We start from the raw sequence: 16205 nt of genomic DNA on the forward strand, positions 1-16205 counted from the left end.
CCGCACGTCCGGGTCGCCAACGGGCTCGTGACGGCCCAGCGACGCCCTCCGATGCGGATCGCGGGTCGGTTCCGGTCCGCCCTCACGAAGCACGTCGCCTCCCCGTGAGGACGCGACCCGTCAGTCCGTGACGGGTTTTGCCGGGGCAATGCCGACCGCCATGGCGATGGCTTCGATCTGAATCGATTGCGCGTCCAGAACGCTTTCGAGACGCTCCATCCGGATGCGGTCGAGCTTGTCGTGCAGGGCCATGATCTCGACCTCCGCCTTGAGGTTGATCTCGTAGTCGAGGCCAGCGGCCACCCGGTCCCGGGCCGCCTGGCGGTTCTGGGACATGAGGATCACCGGGGCCTGGAGCGCAGCGACCATCGAGAGAATCAGGTTGAGGAAGATGTACGGATAGGGGTCGAAGCCGGCGGCTCCGCCGAGGATGACGGTGTTCAGCACGACCCATGCGCCGAGCATCCCCGTGAACACGAGGATGAAGCCCCACGAGCCGCCGAGTTGGGCGACGCGATCCGCGAGACGCTCGCCGAACGTCTGGCGTTCGACGAGGACGCGGTTCACGTCTCGGGAGACGTGGCACCGCTTGGCGACGTGGAGGATCACCCGCCGCTCGCGCTCGGACAATCCCTCCAATCCGGCCTCCATCAACTGGCGGGCGAGGTGGGTGACCGCGCCGTCGACGGGCGGCTTCCCGGTGGCGGAGGGCATTGTCGGGGCGGATGGGGGGATCGTTACGGTCGCGGGGGTGCGATCGTCCATCAGTGGCTCAGGAAGCTGCAGACGGGGCAGTACCGCAGGACATCCCGGGTGACGCCGCCGAGGACCATCTCCCGCACCCGGCCGTGCCCGTAGGCCCCCATAACGATCAGGTCCGAAGCATGCTCGGACGCGAAGTCGAGCAGGGTCTCCGCGTCGCTCGTCCCCTCGGATAGGTGCTCGGAAGCGGTTGCATCGATGTCGTGCGCCGAGAGGTAGGCAGCTACGTCCGCGGCTCCGGTGGCTTGGTCCGTGAGCGTAACCGCTACGACGTCGACCCGGCCCGCCAAGCGCAATATCGGCAAGGCGTCCATGACCGCGCGACGGGCTTCCCGCGTGTCCTTCCACGCCACCATCGGGCGTCGGAGTTCGAGGTAGTCGATGCCAGGCGGCACGATGAGCACCGGCCGTCCCGCGGCGAGGACGACGGAGGCGGGGTCGAGCGGGCGGATGCACCCGGTCGCATCCGCCTCGTCTCCCCGTCCGACGACGATGAGGTCGGCAGCCCGGGCCTGGCCCGTCAGGAAGGCCAGGCCGGGCTCGACGGCGGAGCGCCACGAGACCCGGCTGCGGCTCCCAGCCGCCACCCGGAACAGGTCCTGTGCCCGGGCGAGCCCATCGAGGACGGCCCGTTCGGTCAGGCCCGGAAGGAACGCTGCGGCGCCCATCGGTCCGACCTGCGCCGTGACATGGTCCGGCATCTGCGCGGCGACGCCTATCGTCCGGGCATCGAGGGCGTCCGCAAGATGGGCCGCGATGGATGTTCTGGCGCCTGCGTCGCCGGCGAGGTCGACGGACACCATGATGCTGGCGAATGTCATGGATGGCGCGCCTAGATTCGATACGGGACGCTCGGGATGCCCGTTCGGGACGGAGACGTCTTTGACCTAGCGCAAACGCGGTGTCGCCGACCCGCTCCGCCGCGAAATGGGTCCTGCCCGGCATGGATCACGACCTCATCCGACAACGCAGGGATAGGAGAGGCAATGTCCGCGTGCGTCTCCCCCGCGTCGCGGATGCCCGCTGCGTCAAAGGACGGGTTTGCGCTGGATCAACGATGGCCCCTCGATGCCCGGGCATGGTCTCCTTTTCGTCGCCGGAGCCCTCCCATGTCGTACGCCAGCATCATCGTCGCCGTTGACCCCGGGGAGCAGGCGGCGCCACGCGTGACGCTCGCGGCGCATCTGGCGCGAAGGCTCGATGCACGTCTCATCGGCGTCGCGGCCTGGGGGCCGGACTACCCGCGGGGGTTCGGCGAGACCTCGGTGCCGACCGGATACGGGGTCGAGGAGATCCGCCAGAAAGCCCTCGATGAGCTGAAGGCGACGGAGGAAGCCTTCCGCCTCGCGGCCGAACCGGCAGAGCGGACCGAGTGGCGTTCCGAACTCATGGAGACCATCACCTTCCTCGCCGAGCAATCGCGGGCGGCCGACCTCGTCGTGGTCGGGCGTCAGGGGACGAACGACCGACCACGCCTCGTGGCCGCCGTGGGTCCCGGCGAAGCGCTGATGGCCGTGGGAAGGCCCGTGCTCGTGGTCCCGCGCGGCGTTGAACGGCTGTCTGCGTCCCGTGTGGTCGTGGCCTGGAAGAACACCATGCAGAGCCGTAGGGCGATCTCGGACGCGATGCCGTTCCTGAAGCTCGCCGAGGCCGTCCATGTGGTCCGGGTCACCGACGACGGCGACCGGGTCGAGTTGGACGACGTCGTGGCCTATCTCGGCCTGCACGGCGTGAAGGCCGAGGGAGTCCTCAAGGCCCCGAACGGGTGCGGAACGGCCGAGACCCTCCTCGATGCCGCCGAGGGCTTCGGGGCGGACCTGATCGTCAGCGGGGCCTTCGGGTACAGCCGCCTACGCGAATGGTTCTTCGGCGGGGTTACGCGCAACCTCCTCGACCACAGCCCGATCTGTTGCCTGATGTCCCATTGACCCGAGCGAGGCCCAGGAATGACGAGGGAGCTTTCAATGGCCTGGATGAGCTGGTTGCGTGACCGCTTCATCGACCGGACGGCGAGCAGCCGGTTGCGGACCCCGGTCCGGGGCTCGGGATCGGAGCCGCTCGTGACACTACCGACTGCGGTGGCGCGCCCATGACCGTGGAGGATCAGGTCGAGGCCGTCGCTTTCCTGAAAGCGGAGGCCGCCGTCCTGGGGCTTCCGGTCGACACCATCACGACGCACATCTCGACCGTCCTCATGGCCGGCGACCGTGCGTTCAAGCTCAAGCGACCCGTTCGCTTTCCCTACCTTGATTTCTCGACCGCCGAGCGCCGGTTGTCCTTCTGCGAGGCCGAACTCGTCCTGAACCGTCGCACGGCGCCCGCACTCTACCTCGGGGTCCGCCGGATCACCCAGGAGACCGACGGGCGGCTGGCCTTCGACGGAGCCGGCCCCCTCGTCGACGCGGTCGTGGAAATGCGCCGCTTCGCGCAGCACGACCTTCTCGACGACATGGCGCAGCGCGATGCACTCACTCCGACCCTGATCACCGACCTTGCGCACCGCATCGCGCAGTTCCATCGCGGCGCCGCGGTCAGCCTCGATCACGGAGGGGCAGCCGGAATCGCCGCGGTCCTGGACATGAACGACCGCTCGCTGCGCGCGGTGGCGTTCGTCCCGGAGGAGGCGGCGGACGCCATTCGCGCGGCCTTCCGAAGCGCCTTCGAACGGCATGCTCCCATGCTGGAGAAGCGGCGTCTGGCCGGGAAGGTGCGCCGCTGCCACGGCGACCTCATCCTGCGCAACATCTGCCTCGTCGACGACGTGCCGACCCTGTTCGACTGCATCGAGTTCGACGACGCCATCGCGACCATCGATGTCCTCTACGACCTCGCCTTCCTGCTTATGGATCTCTGGCACCGCGACCAGGGCGGCCTCGCCAATCTCCTGTTCAATCGCTACCTCGACGAGACGGACGAGGCCGCCGGCATCGGAGCGTTGCCCTTCCTCATGGCAATCCGCGCCGCGATCCGTGCCCACGTCACGGCGGCCCAGGCGGGTGGTCAACCTCCAGGCAAAGCCGCGAGAACGCTCGTCGAGGCGCGCGCGTATCACGACCTCGCCCTGTCGCTACTGGCGGGTTCGGACGCGACGCTGCTCGCAATCGGGGGCCTCAGCGGATCCGGCAAGTCGACCGTTGCGGCCTGCGTGGCGTCCCATCTCGGTCCGCCGCCCGGCGCCCGTGTCCTCAACAGCGACCGCATCCGCAAAGACGCATTCGGCGTTTCGGCCAACACGCGCTTACCCCCGTCCGCCTATCTGCCGGAGGTGTCCGCAACGGTCTACGCCTCCCTCCGGGACGAGGCGTTCCAAGCCTTGTCCTCCGGGTGTGCGGTCGTCGCCGATGCTGTGTTCGACCGGCCTTCCGAGCGCTCCTCCATCGAGGTGACGGCCGCGAAAGCCGGGGTCTCCTTCCGGGGGGTATGGCTTGAGGCTCCAAACACGGGGCTGCTGGCATCCCGCATCGCCGACCGGCGGAACGACCCGTCGGACGCGACGGCCGAGGTGCTCATGGATCAGGTCCGGCACGATTGCGGGGACATCGATTGGCAGCATCTCGCCGCGGAGGCCGATCCGACGACGACCAGGGACGCGATCCTGGCGTCCTCTCCCTCACGCGGCAACGGCAGGATCGGAAGCCGGGAGATTGAACCCGCCTGAGGCGAGGAACCCGGGCAGCCGAAAGTCCTCGGTCGGGTCGCCGTAGCGCAGGGGCGACCCGTCCGGCGCCGTCATGGTTCCACCGGCCGCCTGCAGGATGGCATGCCCCGCCGCGATGTCCCATTCCCGGATGCCGCCCAACCGGGGATAGACGTCCGCCATGCCCTCGGCGATGCGGCAGAACTTGAGGGACGACCCCATCGGACGACGCTCGGCCAGCGGCAGGCGCGACAGGTAGGCCTCGGTCATGGGATCCGCGTGCGAGCGGCTGACCAGTGCGACGAGGCCCGCGTCGGGCGGCGCGCGAACCCCGATGCGACGGGCGCCGGTCAGGTCGGCAGCCTCCGAACCAGGCGGGGCCGGGATCGTGTAACTCGATGTCCCGCCGAACCACGCCTGCCCGAGCAGGGGGGCGTAGATGGCACCGGCGATGGGCCTGCCATCCTCGATCATGGCAACGTTGACCGTGAACTCGTTGCGCTGCGCTATGAACTCACGGGTCCCGTCCAGGGGGTCGACGAGGAGGAAGCACGGGCCAAGCTCTGATCTGTGCCCGGCCGCGACGCTCTCTTCCGCAACCACAGGAATTCCCGGGAACGCCGCGGCGAGCCTTTCCAGGATCAGGCGTTCGGCCGCGAGATCGGCCTCGGTGACAGGGGACCCGTCCGCTTTCCACCGCGTGGGGCACCCCCGGGAATAAACGGAGGCCACGGGTCCGCCCGCGGCAATCGCGATACGGACCAGTGATCGGGCCATCATGTCGAGGTGCATCGGACCCATCCCCTCGGATACCGGGGTCAGCAACGGCAATCGTATCGGGATCCGCTCCTCACGAAGTGCCCATCGGGGCGCATCGGCTCCCGGGTGCTTCGGCGTCGGTGGAATGGCCGTGATCGTGATGGCTCTTCGTCACGGTCGGTTTGCCTTTGGTCTTCGGAAAGCCCGGGCCGGGCCTGGATTGCCAGGCCCAAACGTCGCTTCGTTCACACGACGCCGATGCTGTTCACGACCGCCGTGGTGCCGGGAGACGCCCAGGCCGCGCCCAACGCATCGCGGCGCTCCTGCATGCTGCGCACGGTCCCTCCAAGATAGACGGTCCCGCCATCGGCGGTGACGGTCACGGTCTTCGGGTCGAACAGCCACGAGCGATCCAGCGCCTCGCTGATCCTGTCGCTGACGGCCGCCACGTCGACCTGGGGCCGCACCGTGATGAGGTTGTTGACCGCCACCACGCCGCAGAGATGACGCAACTCCCGCTCGGCGGCCTCGAACTGGAAATGGTGGTCGACCTCGCCAGTCATGGTGATGACACCCTTTGAGACCTTCACGGAGACGCAGTCCGGCGGCACGGCGACGTTCCAGGCTAGACGCGCAACGGCGGTCGTCGCGATGTCCACGTCCGAGCGCTTGAAGGAAAGGGGCACGTCGACCTCGATCTCCATGACGATGGCCTTGACGCCGTAGACGCGACGGGCGGCGGCCTCGGCAGCCATCTTCTCGTCATACGTCTCGACCTGCCCGGACAGGGAAACGATGCCGTCCTTGGCCGTGACGCCGATCTCCGAGGAGGTCACTGCCGGGTCCCAGATGAGTTCGGCCGTGACGCGGTGCTGCAGGCTGGTGTCGCTGGACATGAGGATCTCCGTAACGATGCGATGAACCGCTCGGCACCCATGCCCCCCGGGGGCGGCGATGATCGCCGTCCATGTCCAAGGGGATGTCCCGGCATCCGGCCAACTTAGGGAGCGGGACCGATGTGGTCCTTGATCCAGCGCAAGGATCGTACCGGCCCGGCATCTACGGTGACCGACATGCCTGCACGGTCGACGCCCCGCGTTCGGCCAAAGGCGAAAAGGAACACGAGATGACCTGTCCCCGCGCCGTCGAGTCCCTGATGAAGCAGCAAAACCGTCTCGCCGGTCTGCTCCGCCTGATCGATGACGGGCGCTGGTGGACAGGAGACGGCGCCTGCCTGATCGACGAGGACGAGGTCTGCATGCAAGCCGACAGGATCGGGAGCGCCCTCGACGTGGTCGAGCGTATCGCCAACGAGATGGCCGCCGAGAACGGCACCGGCACGGGGTCGCAGCATGCGATGAGGGCCACGCATGGCGTTCCGGTCCTTCGCGCTTCCGAGGACCTCGTGATTTCGGATGACCTCGGCCCGTTCTCCCCCGGTCCGGTCGATCCCCATCCGCCGGAGATCCACGAATCCGGCGGATACGAGCAACGGGCCTGGGGTTTGTCCGGCGGCAGCTCGAAGCTGGCCTGACGATTTGGGCGCCCCCGCGGGAGCGCCCAACTCGCCTTCGGCCGTCAGGCATCCTGCAGGTCGTGCAGCGCCCGGTAAGCCTTGAACAGGACGCGGGGATCGAACTTGCCCTGGTAGACGGCAGGCGGCTTGCGTTCGAGGCCTAGGAGGCCGTAGACCGCCGCCTGGGCGGAGCGGATCGAGTATTCGACCGTGAACACCACGTCGTCGGGCAACTCGCAGAATTGTCCCATGAGCCCCAGGTTCGTCGTGCCCTTCGGGATGACCTGTGGCCGGTCGCTGGGCTCGCGCGGCAGGAACTGGCTGGTGATGAACGGCATCATGCACGGGATGCAGATAGCCTTGTCGAGGATGCCGGCCGCCTCCGCCTCGATGCGCAGGTGGCCGAGGATCTCGGTCATGATCTCCCGCCCGGTGCAGGCCGACATCGGCTTCCTCACGAAGTTGCCGGGCTCGTCGACGGCGAGGCCATAGCCCCAGAACACCCCGACGTCCTTCGGCTGTCCGATGAAGTGCGGCTGGAACGGGATGACGATGGAGGCCAGCCAGTTCGAGTGCGGGAAGGTGACGAGGCCGCCCTCGCCGGGGACGTTTCCGGTGAAGTCGCGGACCATACGCAGGAACGATGGGTCGTGCAGGGTGGTGGTGAAGGAGACCCACTTGGACTGGTCGATGTGGTCGGTGAAGACCTCGGGGCGTCCGAACGCGGGGCGGTCCCTTGCGAGGTTCTCCCACAGCGTCCAGGCGCCGCCGTCCGTCTTGCCCTTGAGGGCGGGAACGCTGTCCATGCCGCCCAGCGTCGAGCCCTCGGTCATCGAGCCCAGGGTCACTAAGACGAGGTCGCCCTCACGGACCCGGATCTCGCCCGCCTTTCCGAGGTGGTCGGTGAGGATGCGCGAGACGCTCTTGGCGCCCTCCTGTCCGACCAGACCCAGATCGGTTACCCGGGTGTTGAACGCGAACACGACGCCGCGCTCGTCGAGCCACTTGCGCAGCGGCAGCACCATCGAGTCGTACTGGTTGTAGACCGTCCGCATGATGCCGTGCAGGCGGTTGAAGCCCGAGACCATGTGGGCGAACCGGACGAGGTAGCGCCTGAACTCGACCGCTCCGTGCCAGGGCTGGAAGGCGAAGGTCGTGCACCACATGAACCAGAAGTTCGTCTTGAAGAACGACGGGTCGAACTGCTCCGCGATGGTGCTTTTGCCGAGCACGGATTCCGGCAGGATGGCGAGGCGCTCGATGGTGAGGATGTGTCCCTCGCTCAACCCGAACCGAGGGGCGGTCAGCCGTTCCCCGCCGCTGACGAGGCGCGCCTTCGACGAGGTCCTCAACGTCTCGTTCCAGGCGAAGGTCTCCTGGGTCACCGTCTGGGTCCCATCGAGCGTCGGGATCGAGGCGAACAGGTCGAAGGTGCAGAGGTACTTAGCTTCCAGCATGCGGCCGCCGCGCAGGACGTAGCCCTCCGTCGGGTTGCCCGATCCGTCGAGGCTGCCGCCGAGGACGCCGGTCTCCTCGATCACGGTGATGTCGCATCCCGGCATGTCACCGTCGCGGATCAGGAAGGCCGCCGCGGCAAGGGAGGCGATGCCGCCCCCGACGAGGTAGGCTTTCCGGTCGGGACAAGCGGTGGGAGCGGCGTGGGCCATGCGGTGTCTTGCCTTTGGACATGTCTTCGAAGCGCAAGCCGAGCCTATTCGAAGGCCCCAGTGCGTCTTTGATCCAAGACAAAGCCGCCCCTCGGTATGGGGCGCATAGACGTCCGACGATGGATCGGAGCCGGGTGCTCGACATCGGCGAAGGGTATCCCCATGCGTCTCCCCGTCCTGCTCCTTTCCGCCGTGTTCGCACTGGCGATGACGGATGTCGGTTACGCCCAGGCCACCCTGCCGAACGACGACGTGAACATCGCGAACAATCCCGGCTCGGTGAAGGACGACCCGTCGGCCCGGGTCGAGGCCCTGGACTGCACCTGCCGCAATACGGTGCCGGATGCGGCCGCTCCGGCGGATCCGAGGACCGGGGCCGAGCCTGGCGGCCTGATCGTCGATTGCAGCTGCCACGAGACCGTTCCGGACACGACAGGGACCGTGGCCATTCCATCCAACCCCGAGGCCACGGCGCCCGGTTCGGCGGGCGGCGGTTCGGCTCCAGCGCGCTGACCGCCATCGAAGCGGAGGCGAACCGCCCCGCACCATCCCGGAAAGGTCGGTCATGAACCCGAGGCCCCCGCCCACGACGGTTATCGACGAGTTCCAAAGCGAGACCTGGGACGACGATGGCGGAGCGGGCCTGACAGGGCCTCGCACGACAAGCCGGGTCCCGAAGGCTCCGGCTTCCCCGAACGGCGGCCGCATCCCGTCGGATCGGACGTCTCGACGGCCAGGGCCGGGCATTCCGCCGACCACCCCTCGAACCTGACCCATCACGATTATCGACGACGCCGGCGATGCATGCCGCCGGCCACGGCCCTCACCAGACACATCACGGAGATCATCATGTCCAAGGCCATCGGCATCGACCTCGGCACCACCAATTCCTGCGTCGCCGTCCGCGACGGGGCGAAGGCGCAGGTCATCGAGAACGCAGAGGGCGCGCGGACCACGCCGTCCATCGTCGCCTTCACCGAAAGCGGGGAGGTCCTGGTGGGCCAGCCGGCCAAGCGCCAGAGCATCACCAACCCCGAGAACACCATCTCGGCGATCAAGCGCCTGATCGGACGGCGCTACGATGATCCGCTGACCGAGAAGGACAAGGCCATGGTCGGCTACAAGATCGTGCCCGGCCCCAACGGCGACGCCTGGGTCGAGGTGAAGGGCAAGACCTACAGCCCGAGCCAGATCAGCGCCTACATCCTGACGAAGATGAAGGAGACCGCCGAGGCCTTCCTCGGCGAGAAGGTGACCAAGGCCGTCATCACCGTGCCGGCCTACTTCAACGACGCGCAACGCCAGGCGACCAAGGACGCCGGTCGCATCGCCGGGCTTGAGGTGCTCCGGATGATCAACGAGCCAACGGCTGCGGCCCTGGCGTATGGGCTCGACAAGAAGGGCAGCGGCAAGGTCGGGGTCTACGACCTCGGCGGCGGCACCTTCGACGTCTCGTTCCTGGAGATCGGCGACGGCGTCTTCGAGGTGAAGTCCACCAACGGCGACACCTTCCTGGGCGGCGAGGATTTCGACAACCGCATCGTCGACTACCTCGTGGACGAGTTCCGCAAGGAGAGCGGCATCGACCTGCGGAAGGACCGGCTCGCCCTGCAGCGCCTCAAGGACGCCGCCGAGAAGGCCAAGATCGAGCTGTCGTCAGCCACCCAGACCGAGGTGAACCTGCCCTTCGTCACGGCCGACCAGAACGGGCCGAAGCACCTCGCGATCAAGCTCAGCCGCGCCAAGCTCGAAGCCCTGGTAGCCGACCTCGTCGAGCGGACGGCGGGTCCGTGCAAGGCGGCGTTCAAGGACGCGAACCTCGAAGTGTCGCAGATCGACGAGGTCGTCCTCGTCGGCGGCCAGACCCGGATGCCGAAGGTGCAGGAGACCGTGCAGGTCCTGTTCGGGCGCGAGCCGCACAAGGGCGTGAACCCGGATGAGGTGGTGGCCATCGGCGCCGCGATCCAGGCAGGCGTACTCCAGGGCGACGTCAGCGACGTGCTGCTCCTCGATGTCACCCCGCTGTCGCTCGGCATCGAGACCCTCGGCGGCGTGCTGACCAAGCTGATCGAGCGCAACACCACGATCCCGACGAAGCGGAGCCAGACCTTCTCCACCGCAGCCGACGCCCAGCCGGCGGTGACGATCCGGGTGTTCCAGGGCGAGCGCGAGATGGCGGCCGACAACAAGATGCTCGGCCAGTTCGACCTCGTCGGGATACCGCCGGCGCCACGGGGCCAGCCGCAGATCGAGGTCACCTTCGACATCGATGCCAACGGCATCGTCAACGTCTCGGCCAAGGACAAGGCCAGCGGGAAGGAGCAGACCATCCGCATCGAGGCCTCGGGCGGTCTCGACGAGGCGGCGATCCAGCGCCTCGTGCGCGAGGCCGAGACCCATGCGGGCGCCGACAAGGTCCGCAAGGAATTGGTCGAGGCCGGCAACCACGCCGATGTCGCGATCTACACCACCGAAAAGAGCCTTAAGGAGGCGGGGGGCAACGTCGCGGCTGATGTGCAAGCCGAAGTCGAGAAGGCGGTCACGGCAGCGCGGGAGGCGATCCAGGCCGGAGACCTGTCGCGCATCAGGACGGCCACCGAGCGCCTAACCCAAGCCGCGTCGCGCCTGGGCGAGGGCGGACCTGCCGCCAAGGGCCCGTCGGCCGATCCGGAGATCGTCGACGCGGAGTTCGAGGACGCCGCCGGCGACGCCCCGCGGCACCGGCCGGCGGCATGACCGGCCCGATGTCCGAGGGGGATCGACCGATGCCCGAGAATATGAACGGTGCCGCGTCACCCAACGGGGAGGCCGCGGATCTCGCGGCCCTCCGGGCCGAGAACGCTTCCCTGCAGGATCGCCTGATGCGGGCGCTCGCCGAAACCGAGAACGTCCGGCGACGGGGCGAGCGCAGCGTCGATGATGCCAGGAAGTTCGCGGTGCAGGGGCTCGCGGGCGCGCTCCTTCCGGTGGCGGACAACCTCGGTCGGGCCGTCGCAGCCGCCATGGGCGGCCAGGGCGTCGATCCGGGAGCCCATGCGTCCCTGCTCGAAGGCGTCGATGCGACCGCGCGGATGCTGACCGGCACGCTCGAACGCTTCGGCATTCGACGGATACCGGCGCTGGGCACGCCCTTCGATCCGAAGGCCCACGAGGCGATGAGCGAGGTCGAGGATGCGACCCACCCGGCGGGGACGGTCGTCGACGTCATGGAGGATGGCTTCACCCTCCATGACCGCCTCCTGCGACCGGCGCGTGTGAGCATCGCCAAGGCGCATCGCGGTCATGGCGCTGCGCGCTGACACGCCATGGTCGGTCCGAAAATCATCCCGACCCGGAGGAATCCGTAGTGAGCGAAGATCCGTACAAGGTGCTCGGCGTGACGCGGGACGTCTCCGAGGCGGACCTGCGCACGGCCTACCGCAAGCTCGCCAAGAAGCTGCATCCCGACCTCAACCCCGGCAACAAGAAGGCCGAGGAGAGCTTCAAGGCGGTGGCGACCGCCTACGACCTGCTGAACGACCCGGCCAAGCGCACGCAGTTCGACCGGGGCGAGATCGACGCGTCCGGCAGCGAGCGGCCGCGGCAGCCGTATTACCGCGAGCAGGCCGAACGCGATGCGGGCCATCCCTACGGCGGCGATCCCGGGTTCGGCGCTTTCGGCGGCGAGGACATCTTCGCGCAGATGTTCGGTCGCGCCGGGCGGGTCGACCCGAACCGTTCCGGCGCGGATGCCCGATATCGGGTGGAGCTCGACTTCCTTGAGGCGTTCAACGGCGGGAAACGCACGCTGACGCTGCCGGACAGCCCAGCCCTCGACGTCACGATCCCGCCCGGCACGCGCACGGGGCAGACGCTGCGCCTGCGCGGCAAGGGCGGGCCCGGCATCGGCAAGGGGCACCCAGGCGATGCCCTGATCGAGGTCGAGGTCCGTCCTCACTCTCTCTTCACGCTCAAGGGGGACGACATCCACGTCGACCTGCCCCTGTCGCTCCGTGACGCTGTCCTGGGGGGCAGGGTCAGCGTGCCGACGCCGTCCGGACCCGTGTCCATGACCGTTCCGAAGTGGAGCAACGCCGGCGCCGTGCACCGCCTGCGCGGCAAGGGCATGGTCCGTGGCGGCACCACCCCGGGCGACGAGTACGTCACGCTGCGGCTGACCCTGCCGACGGAGCCGGACGCGGAGTTGCAGGACTTCGTCTCACGCTGGGGGACCGCGAAGCCTCATGACACCCGGCAAGCCGAGGAGACGCTATGATGGAGATGCGTGAGTTCCAGGTCCGCGCGCGCGTGGAGACGGACGTGCTCCAGGCCTGGGTCGAGACCGGCTGGCTCATCCCCGAGAAGACCGAGGGGCGCTGGACGTTTCGGGAGATCGACCTCGGCCGGGCACAACTGATCCAGGACCTGGAGCGGGATTTCGGCGTCAACGGGGAAGGGATCGTCCTGATCCTCGACCTCGTCGACCGGATGAGCGGCCTGCGCCGTACCCTCGGCCACCTCGCGGTGGCGATCCGACGGGAGCCGGACCCTATCCGGGACCGGATCGCGGACGGCGCCCTGGAGGTGGCGCGCAAGGGAGGCCATGCCCCCGATCCCCCGATGGGACGGTACGGGTAGCCATCGTCGGCGGTGCGCTGCCCGGGCGATCAGGCCGCCGTCATCGAACCAAGATGGAGTGCCGCGCCGTCTTTGCCTCCGCCGGGCACGATGGATCGGGCGCCGGGTAAGCCGTTGCCGGGGCATCCTCGCCGAATGCCGGGGACGACTCCTGTGGTGGACGGCCGTCCCTAAGCGTCAGTGGGCCATCAGCACGGGTATGCCGGCGTTCTCGACGACGTGCCGCGTGACGCCGCCGAGCAGGAATTCCCGCACGCGGCTATGGGTGTAGGCGCCCATGGCGAGCATGGAGGCACCTTGGCGCTCGGCCTCGGCCAATATGGCGGCGCCGACCGAGGCCCCGTCCGCGACCGGCAGGGTGACGGCCTCGGCGACGACCCCGTGCCAGCCTAGGTAAACGCATAGGTCCGCGGCCCGGGTCTCGTCGAAACGCTCGGTCCTGGCATGGACGACCGTGACGCGCGTGGCCTCGTGCAGCAGGTCGATGGACTGACCGATTAGTCGCGTCGCCTCCAAGCTGCCGTTCCACGCGATCACGACATGGTTCAGCAGGTCGTACGGGACGGTCTCGCCCACCATCAGCGTCGGCCGCCCGACCGAGAACAGCGCGGTGTCGAGGGCACGCCCCGTGAAGGGCAGCTTCGGATCGGGTCGGTCGACGATGACCAGGTCGTTGACGCGCCCGGCCAGCGTCAGGAGGGGTTCGACCTCGCCGCTGAGCTCCGTCCAGGTCACGAAGGTGGCGTCGAGGCGCTCGGACTTCGCATTGAACGCCACCTTCTCGCGGAGGCACCATGCCAGCAGGGCCGCCTTGCCGTCGGCCGCCGCCTCGCGCAGGCCCCGTTGGATGGCCTCGATGCTGGCTTCGTCGAGGGGGGCGAGGCTCGCGAAGCCGGTCAGCATGTGGTCCAACCCGGGCGCCATGAAGCGCACGCCGATATGGGCCTGAAGGCGTCGACCGAGGCGAAGGGCGGCGTCGAGCCGACGGCTCGGGTCGATGCCCGGGGCGGTCGGGACGAGCAGGCAGCGCATGTACATCGGGGGATTTCCTCGCTTGGAGTGACGGCAAATTTGGGTGGGGGTGGTCGCGGGCGCAGAGGGTCCCAGCCACGGCATCGCCCCGCTGCTGCCGGCGATCTCCGACCACCGTGAGCTACGAACCGGTCGGCAAGGGCGCCCGCCGCGCCGCGTGGTGGTCGAACGGACGCATCTCTTCGACGCCGGTGGCGCCGGGTGCCGCCTCGTGGCCGCCGATACGATGGGCGTCGTCGGCCACGACATGGCGTTCCATGGATGAGCCGAGGTCGCCGTCCACCGCCCAGTCGGCGTGCCGCAGGGCCTCCATACCGGCGGTCGCACAGGCAAGATCCTGTTCATGCGACGCATCCCCGAAAACGCCGACGGCACCGATCAGGGTACCGTTCCATCTCAAGGGAATGCCGCCGCGTTCGTGCAAGGCCGCGGTCCCTTCGCCCTCGACGACGGAGGAGTAGAGGTCGTCCCCGGGTGGGGACATGAACTCGCTCGGCTCGCCCGAGACCGCCGAGGCCACGGCCTTGCCGATGGCGCCGCGCGCGGTCATGCAGCCGGCACCGTCCATCTTCGAGAAGGCGACGAGGCGACCCTGGGGGCCGCACACTGCGACGCTGACGACGACCCCGAGGCGACGCGCCTCCTCGATGGCATGGCTGATCACCGCGGTCGCCTCGGCCAGGGTCAGGTCGCCCTCGGGTAGGGTGGAAACCGGATCGGCCATCACCGGCCGTCCCGGGTCAGCATCTCGCGACCGAGCGCCAGCAACTGACCGTCGGTGGCGGCCGACAGGTCGACGGTCGCGGTCGCGACGACGCGGATCTCGGTTCCCGGATGTCGCTCGTGCAGTCGTTCCGAGAGGACGGCCATCGCGCTGGCCTTGCCGGTGCCATGCCCGACGATGGCTACCCGGGGCGCGTTGACGACGGTCTCGGCGATGCGGTCGTAGTAGCCGAGGTCCTCGGGCGCGCGCTGGCTGCGATAATTGCCGTCCTCCTTGTGGGAGAGATGGTGGATGTACCCCTTGGGGTCGTACGGTCGCAGCGTTGTCTCGGTCTCGCCGCCGACGGCCTCGGGATCGAGGCGATAGATCCGCGCCTCGTGGTGGTCGACGACGATGAGGGCATCGCTGTCCGTCGGGGTTGGTGAGGCCTCAAGGATCTCGGTCGAGTAGGGCGACAGCCCGGCATCCTGCATCAGGTGGCGCAGGCGCTCGACCTCGCGCGGGTCCATGTCCTTGTCCCGCGGGCGGAGGAAGGTCGCGGACCGGCCGGCGAGGGTGAAGCCCCACTTGTCGTCGCGCTTCTCCTCGGCGCTGCCGATCCGCCCGACGAAGGCCACCACCTCCCGCCATTCCAGGTTGTCGCTGGTCGGGTGATGGAAGATCCGGCCGAGGAGGGTCCGGTCGTGACCGTGGATCCGGGCATTGATCATTGGAGAGGGGTTCCTGACGGACTCCGCACCGGGCGGCCTGCCCGGTGCGGTGACGTTCGAGGTTCGGGGCGCTCAGACGACGCGGATGTCGTTGTCGACCGTCGTCGCGCCGGGGGCGCCCCAAGCCGTCCATCCGGCCATCTGGCGGTCGTACCAGGTGTGGACCGTGCCGCTCAGGTGGACGACGCCGCCGACCGCGCTGACGTTGATCGTCTTCGGGTCGTACCAGCTCCGATGCAGGGCATGCGTGATGTCGGCGCCGATGTCGGTCGCGTTCGGACGCGGCTTGATGGTCACCCAATTGGTAATGCCGACGACACCGAGCATCCCGCGGATGTCGTGCTCGGCCGCGGCTTTCTGGAACTGCCACTCGACCTCGCCGGTGAGCGTGACCCAGCCCTTCTCGACCGTCACCTTCACGGTCTCGTCCGGAACAGAGACGTTCCAGTCCAGGCGCTGGACCACGGCCGCCGCGATCTCGTCGTCGTTGCGCTTGGCATGGTGGGGCAGCCGGACCTCGATCTCCTCGGCCACGGCACGGACGCCCTTGACGCGTCCGGCGGCTTTCTCGGCGGCATGCTTCTCCATGTAGTTCTGCACGTGGCCGGTCAGGGTCACGACGCCGTCCTTGGCGGTCACCCCGATATGGGCGGCGGTCACGCTCGGCTCCCAGCCGAGCTCGGCGATGACGTTGGCCTGCAAGGTCTTGTCGACGGTCATGATGTTCTCCGTGGTTGGGGACTGAAGGGGGCGCCGCACGCGCCTAGCGATGGCGGCGGTC

The 16205-nt window shown here is 68.4% G+C and carries 17 protein-coding genes; 8 read left to right on the top strand and 9 right to left on the bottom strand.

Going from position 1 to position 16205, the window contains the following annotated elements; translation table 11 throughout:
- Positions 1 to 120: 120 nt before the first annotated feature.
- Entirely contained in the window at positions 121 to 714 is a 594-nt protein-coding gene (locus tag MKK58_RS12150) for a DUF1003 domain-containing protein (protein WP_243912326.1), read from the bottom strand.
- A 50-nt stretch (positions 715 to 764) separates the two neighbouring features.
- A complete protein-coding gene (locus MKK58_RS12155; RefSeq protein WP_243912310.1) occupies positions 765 to 1583 on the bottom strand; it encodes a universal stress protein in 819 nt (272 codons plus the stop codon).
- A 288-nt stretch (positions 1584 to 1871) separates the two neighbouring features.
- Here MKK58_RS12155 and MKK58_RS12160 point away from each other — a divergent pair, with 288 nt between their 5' ends.
- Together MKK58_RS12160 and MKK58_RS12165 are read left to right on the top strand one after the other, a co-directional pair.
- Positions 1872 to 2690, top strand: coding sequence for a universal stress protein (locus MKK58_RS12160; protein ID WP_243912311.1), 819 nt, complete (start codon positions 1872 to 1874; stop codon positions 2688 to 2690).
- A 161-nt stretch (positions 2691 to 2851) separates the two neighbouring features.
- Positions 2852 to 4420, top strand: a complete 1569-nt coding sequence (locus tag MKK58_RS12165) for an AAA family ATPase (RefSeq protein ID WP_243912312.1) — start codon at positions 2852 to 2854, stop codon at positions 4418 to 4420.
- On the opposite strand, the gene cysQ is transcribed toward MKK58_RS12165, so the two are convergent.
- Positions 4373 to 5191, bottom strand: a complete 819-nt coding sequence (cysQ, locus tag MKK58_RS12170; protein ID WP_243912313.1) for a 3'(2'),5'-bisphosphate nucleotidase CysQ — start codon at positions 5189 to 5191, stop codon at positions 4373 to 4375. The genes MKK58_RS12165 and cysQ overlap by 48 nt on opposite strands.
- A gap of 212 nt (positions 5192 to 5403) precedes the next feature.
- Complete coding sequence (locus tag MKK58_RS12175) at positions 5404 to 6054, bottom strand: BON domain-containing protein (RefSeq protein WP_243912314.1); 651 nt, start codon at positions 6052 to 6054, stop codon at positions 5404 to 5406.
- A gap of 71 nt (positions 6055 to 6125) precedes the next feature.
- Between MKK58_RS12175 and MKK58_RS12180 the strand changes: the two genes are divergently transcribed.
- Positions 6126 to 6692, top strand: a complete 567-nt coding sequence (locus tag MKK58_RS12180; protein ID WP_243912315.1) for a hypothetical protein — start codon at positions 6126 to 6128, stop codon at positions 6690 to 6692.
- 44 nt (positions 6693 to 6736) lie between these two features.
- On the opposite strand, the gene MKK58_RS12185 is transcribed toward MKK58_RS12180, so the two are convergent.
- Positions 6737 to 8341 (bottom strand): oleate hydratase, encoded by a 1605-nt coding sequence (locus tag MKK58_RS12185; RefSeq protein ID WP_243912316.1) that lies wholly within the window; start codon positions 8339 to 8341, stop codon positions 6737 to 6739.
- Positions 8342 to 8503: 162 nt separating this feature from the next.
- Here MKK58_RS12185 and MKK58_RS12190 point away from each other — a divergent pair, with 162 nt between their 5' ends.
- From MKK58_RS12190 to MKK58_RS12210, 5 genes are all read left to right on the top strand, one after another.
- The gene (locus tag MKK58_RS12190) at positions 8504 to 8854 is read left to right on the top strand and encodes a hypothetical protein (RefSeq protein ID WP_243912317.1); all 351 of its coding nucleotides are present in this window, start codon (positions 8504 to 8506) and stop codon (positions 8852 to 8854) included.
- Positions 8855 to 9190: 336 nt separating this feature from the next.
- A complete protein-coding gene (gene dnaK, locus MKK58_RS12195) occupies positions 9191 to 11077 on the top strand; it encodes a molecular chaperone DnaK (RefSeq protein WP_243912318.1) in 1887 nt (628 codons plus the stop codon).
- Between the two features lie 29 nt (positions 11078 to 11106).
- On the top strand, positions 11107 to 11640 hold the full coding sequence (locus MKK58_RS12200) for a nucleotide exchange factor GrpE (protein ID WP_243912319.1): 534 nt from the start codon (positions 11107 to 11109) through the stop codon (positions 11638 to 11640).
- Between the two features lie 47 nt (positions 11641 to 11687).
- A complete protein-coding gene (locus MKK58_RS12205; RefSeq protein WP_243912320.1) occupies positions 11688 to 12596 on the top strand; it encodes a DnaJ C-terminal domain-containing protein in 909 nt (302 codons plus the stop codon).
- Positions 12593 to 12958 (top strand): chaperone modulator CbpM, encoded by a 366-nt coding sequence (locus MKK58_RS12210; protein ID WP_243912321.1) that lies wholly within the window; start codon positions 12593 to 12595, stop codon positions 12956 to 12958. The genes MKK58_RS12205 and MKK58_RS12210 overlap by 4 nt, the downstream gene beginning before the upstream one ends.
- A 177-nt stretch (positions 12959 to 13135) precedes the next feature.
- Here MKK58_RS12210 and MKK58_RS12215 read toward each other — a convergent pair whose 3' ends face one another.
- The 4 genes from MKK58_RS12215 to MKK58_RS12230 all read right to left on the bottom strand — a co-directional run bounded on the left by MKK58_RS12215 (position 13136) and on the right by MKK58_RS12230 (position 16144).
- The gene (locus MKK58_RS12215; RefSeq protein ID WP_243912322.1) at positions 13136 to 13996 is read right to left on the bottom strand and encodes a universal stress protein; all 861 of its coding nucleotides are present in this window, start codon (positions 13994 to 13996) and stop codon (positions 13136 to 13138) included.
- Positions 13997 to 14111: 115 nt separating this feature from the next.
- Positions 14112 to 14714 (bottom strand): GlcG/HbpS family heme-binding protein, encoded by a 603-nt coding sequence (locus MKK58_RS12220; RefSeq protein ID WP_243912323.1) that lies wholly within the window; start codon positions 14712 to 14714, stop codon positions 14112 to 14114.
- Positions 14714 to 15424, bottom strand: a complete 711-nt coding sequence (locus MKK58_RS12225) for a hypothetical protein (RefSeq protein ID WP_243912324.1) — start codon at positions 15422 to 15424, stop codon at positions 14714 to 14716. The genes MKK58_RS12220 and MKK58_RS12225 overlap by 1 nt, the downstream gene beginning before the upstream one ends.
- Positions 15425 to 15496: 72 nt before the next feature.
- Complete coding sequence (locus MKK58_RS12230) at positions 15497 to 16144, bottom strand: BON domain-containing protein (protein WP_243912325.1); 648 nt, start codon at positions 16142 to 16144, stop codon at positions 15497 to 15499.
- Positions 16145 to 16205 lie beyond the last annotated feature (61 nt).

The sequence above is a fragment of the Methylobacterium sp. J-078 genome, assembly GCF_022829285.1.
In the GTDB taxonomy this organism is placed as follows: domain Bacteria; phylum Pseudomonadota; class Alphaproteobacteria; order Rhizobiales; family Beijerinckiaceae; genus Methylobacterium.

Bases quoted from the DNA above. Each gene is read 5' to 3' on its own strand.
- cysQ (WP_243912313.1), bottom strand. From the start codon at position 5,191: ATGCACCTCGACATGATGGCCCGATCACTGGTCCGTATCGCGATTGCC.
- MKK58_RS12180 (WP_243912315.1), top strand. From the start codon at position 6,126: ATGTCCAAGGGGATGTCCCGGCATCCGGCCAACTTAGGGAGCGGGACC.
- MKK58_RS12230 (WP_243912325.1), bottom strand. From the start codon at position 16,144: ATGACCGTCGACAAGACCTTGCAGGCCAACGTCATCGCCGAGCTCGGC.
- MKK58_RS12190 (WP_243912317.1), top strand. From the start codon at position 8,504: ATGCGTCTCCCCGTCCTGCTCCTTTCCGCCGTGTTCGCACTGGCGATG.
- MKK58_RS12225 (WP_243912324.1), bottom strand. From the start codon at position 15,424: ATGATCAATGCCCGGATCCACGGTCACGACCGGACCCTCCTCGGCCGG.
- MKK58_RS12155 (WP_243912310.1), bottom strand. From the start codon at position 1,583: ATGACATTCGCCAGCATCATGGTGTCCGTCGACCTCGCCGGCGACGCA.
- MKK58_RS12210 (WP_243912321.1), top strand. From the start codon at position 12,593: ATGATGGAGATGCGTGAGTTCCAGGTCCGCGCGCGCGTGGAGACGGAC.
- MKK58_RS12200 (WP_243912319.1), top strand. From the start codon at position 11,107: ATGCCCGAGAATATGAACGGTGCCGCGTCACCCAACGGGGAGGCCGCG.
- MKK58_RS12150 (WP_243912326.1), bottom strand. From the start codon at position 714: ATGCCCTCCGCCACCGGGAAGCCGCCCGTCGACGGCGCGGTCACCCAC.
- MKK58_RS12215 (WP_243912322.1), bottom strand. From the start codon at position 13,996: ATGTACATGCGCTGCCTGCTCGTCCCGACCGCCCCGGGCATCGACCCG.
- MKK58_RS12220 (WP_243912323.1), bottom strand. From the start codon at position 14,714: ATGGCCGATCCGGTTTCCACCCTACCCGAGGGCGACCTGACCCTGGCC.
- MKK58_RS12165 (WP_243912312.1), top strand. From the start codon at position 2,852: ATGACCGTGGAGGATCAGGTCGAGGCCGTCGCTTTCCTGAAAGCGGAG.
- MKK58_RS12175 (WP_243912314.1), bottom strand. From the start codon at position 6,054: ATGTCCAGCGACACCAGCCTGCAGCACCGCGTCACGGCCGAACTCATC.
- MKK58_RS12160 (WP_243912311.1), top strand. From the start codon at position 1,872: ATGTCGTACGCCAGCATCATCGTCGCCGTTGACCCCGGGGAGCAGGCG.
- MKK58_RS12185 (WP_243912316.1), bottom strand. From the start codon at position 8,341: ATGGCCCACGCCGCTCCCACCGCTTGTCCCGACCGGAAAGCCTACCTC.
- dnaK (WP_243912318.1), top strand. From the start codon at position 9,191: ATGTCCAAGGCCATCGGCATCGACCTCGGCACCACCAATTCCTGCGTC.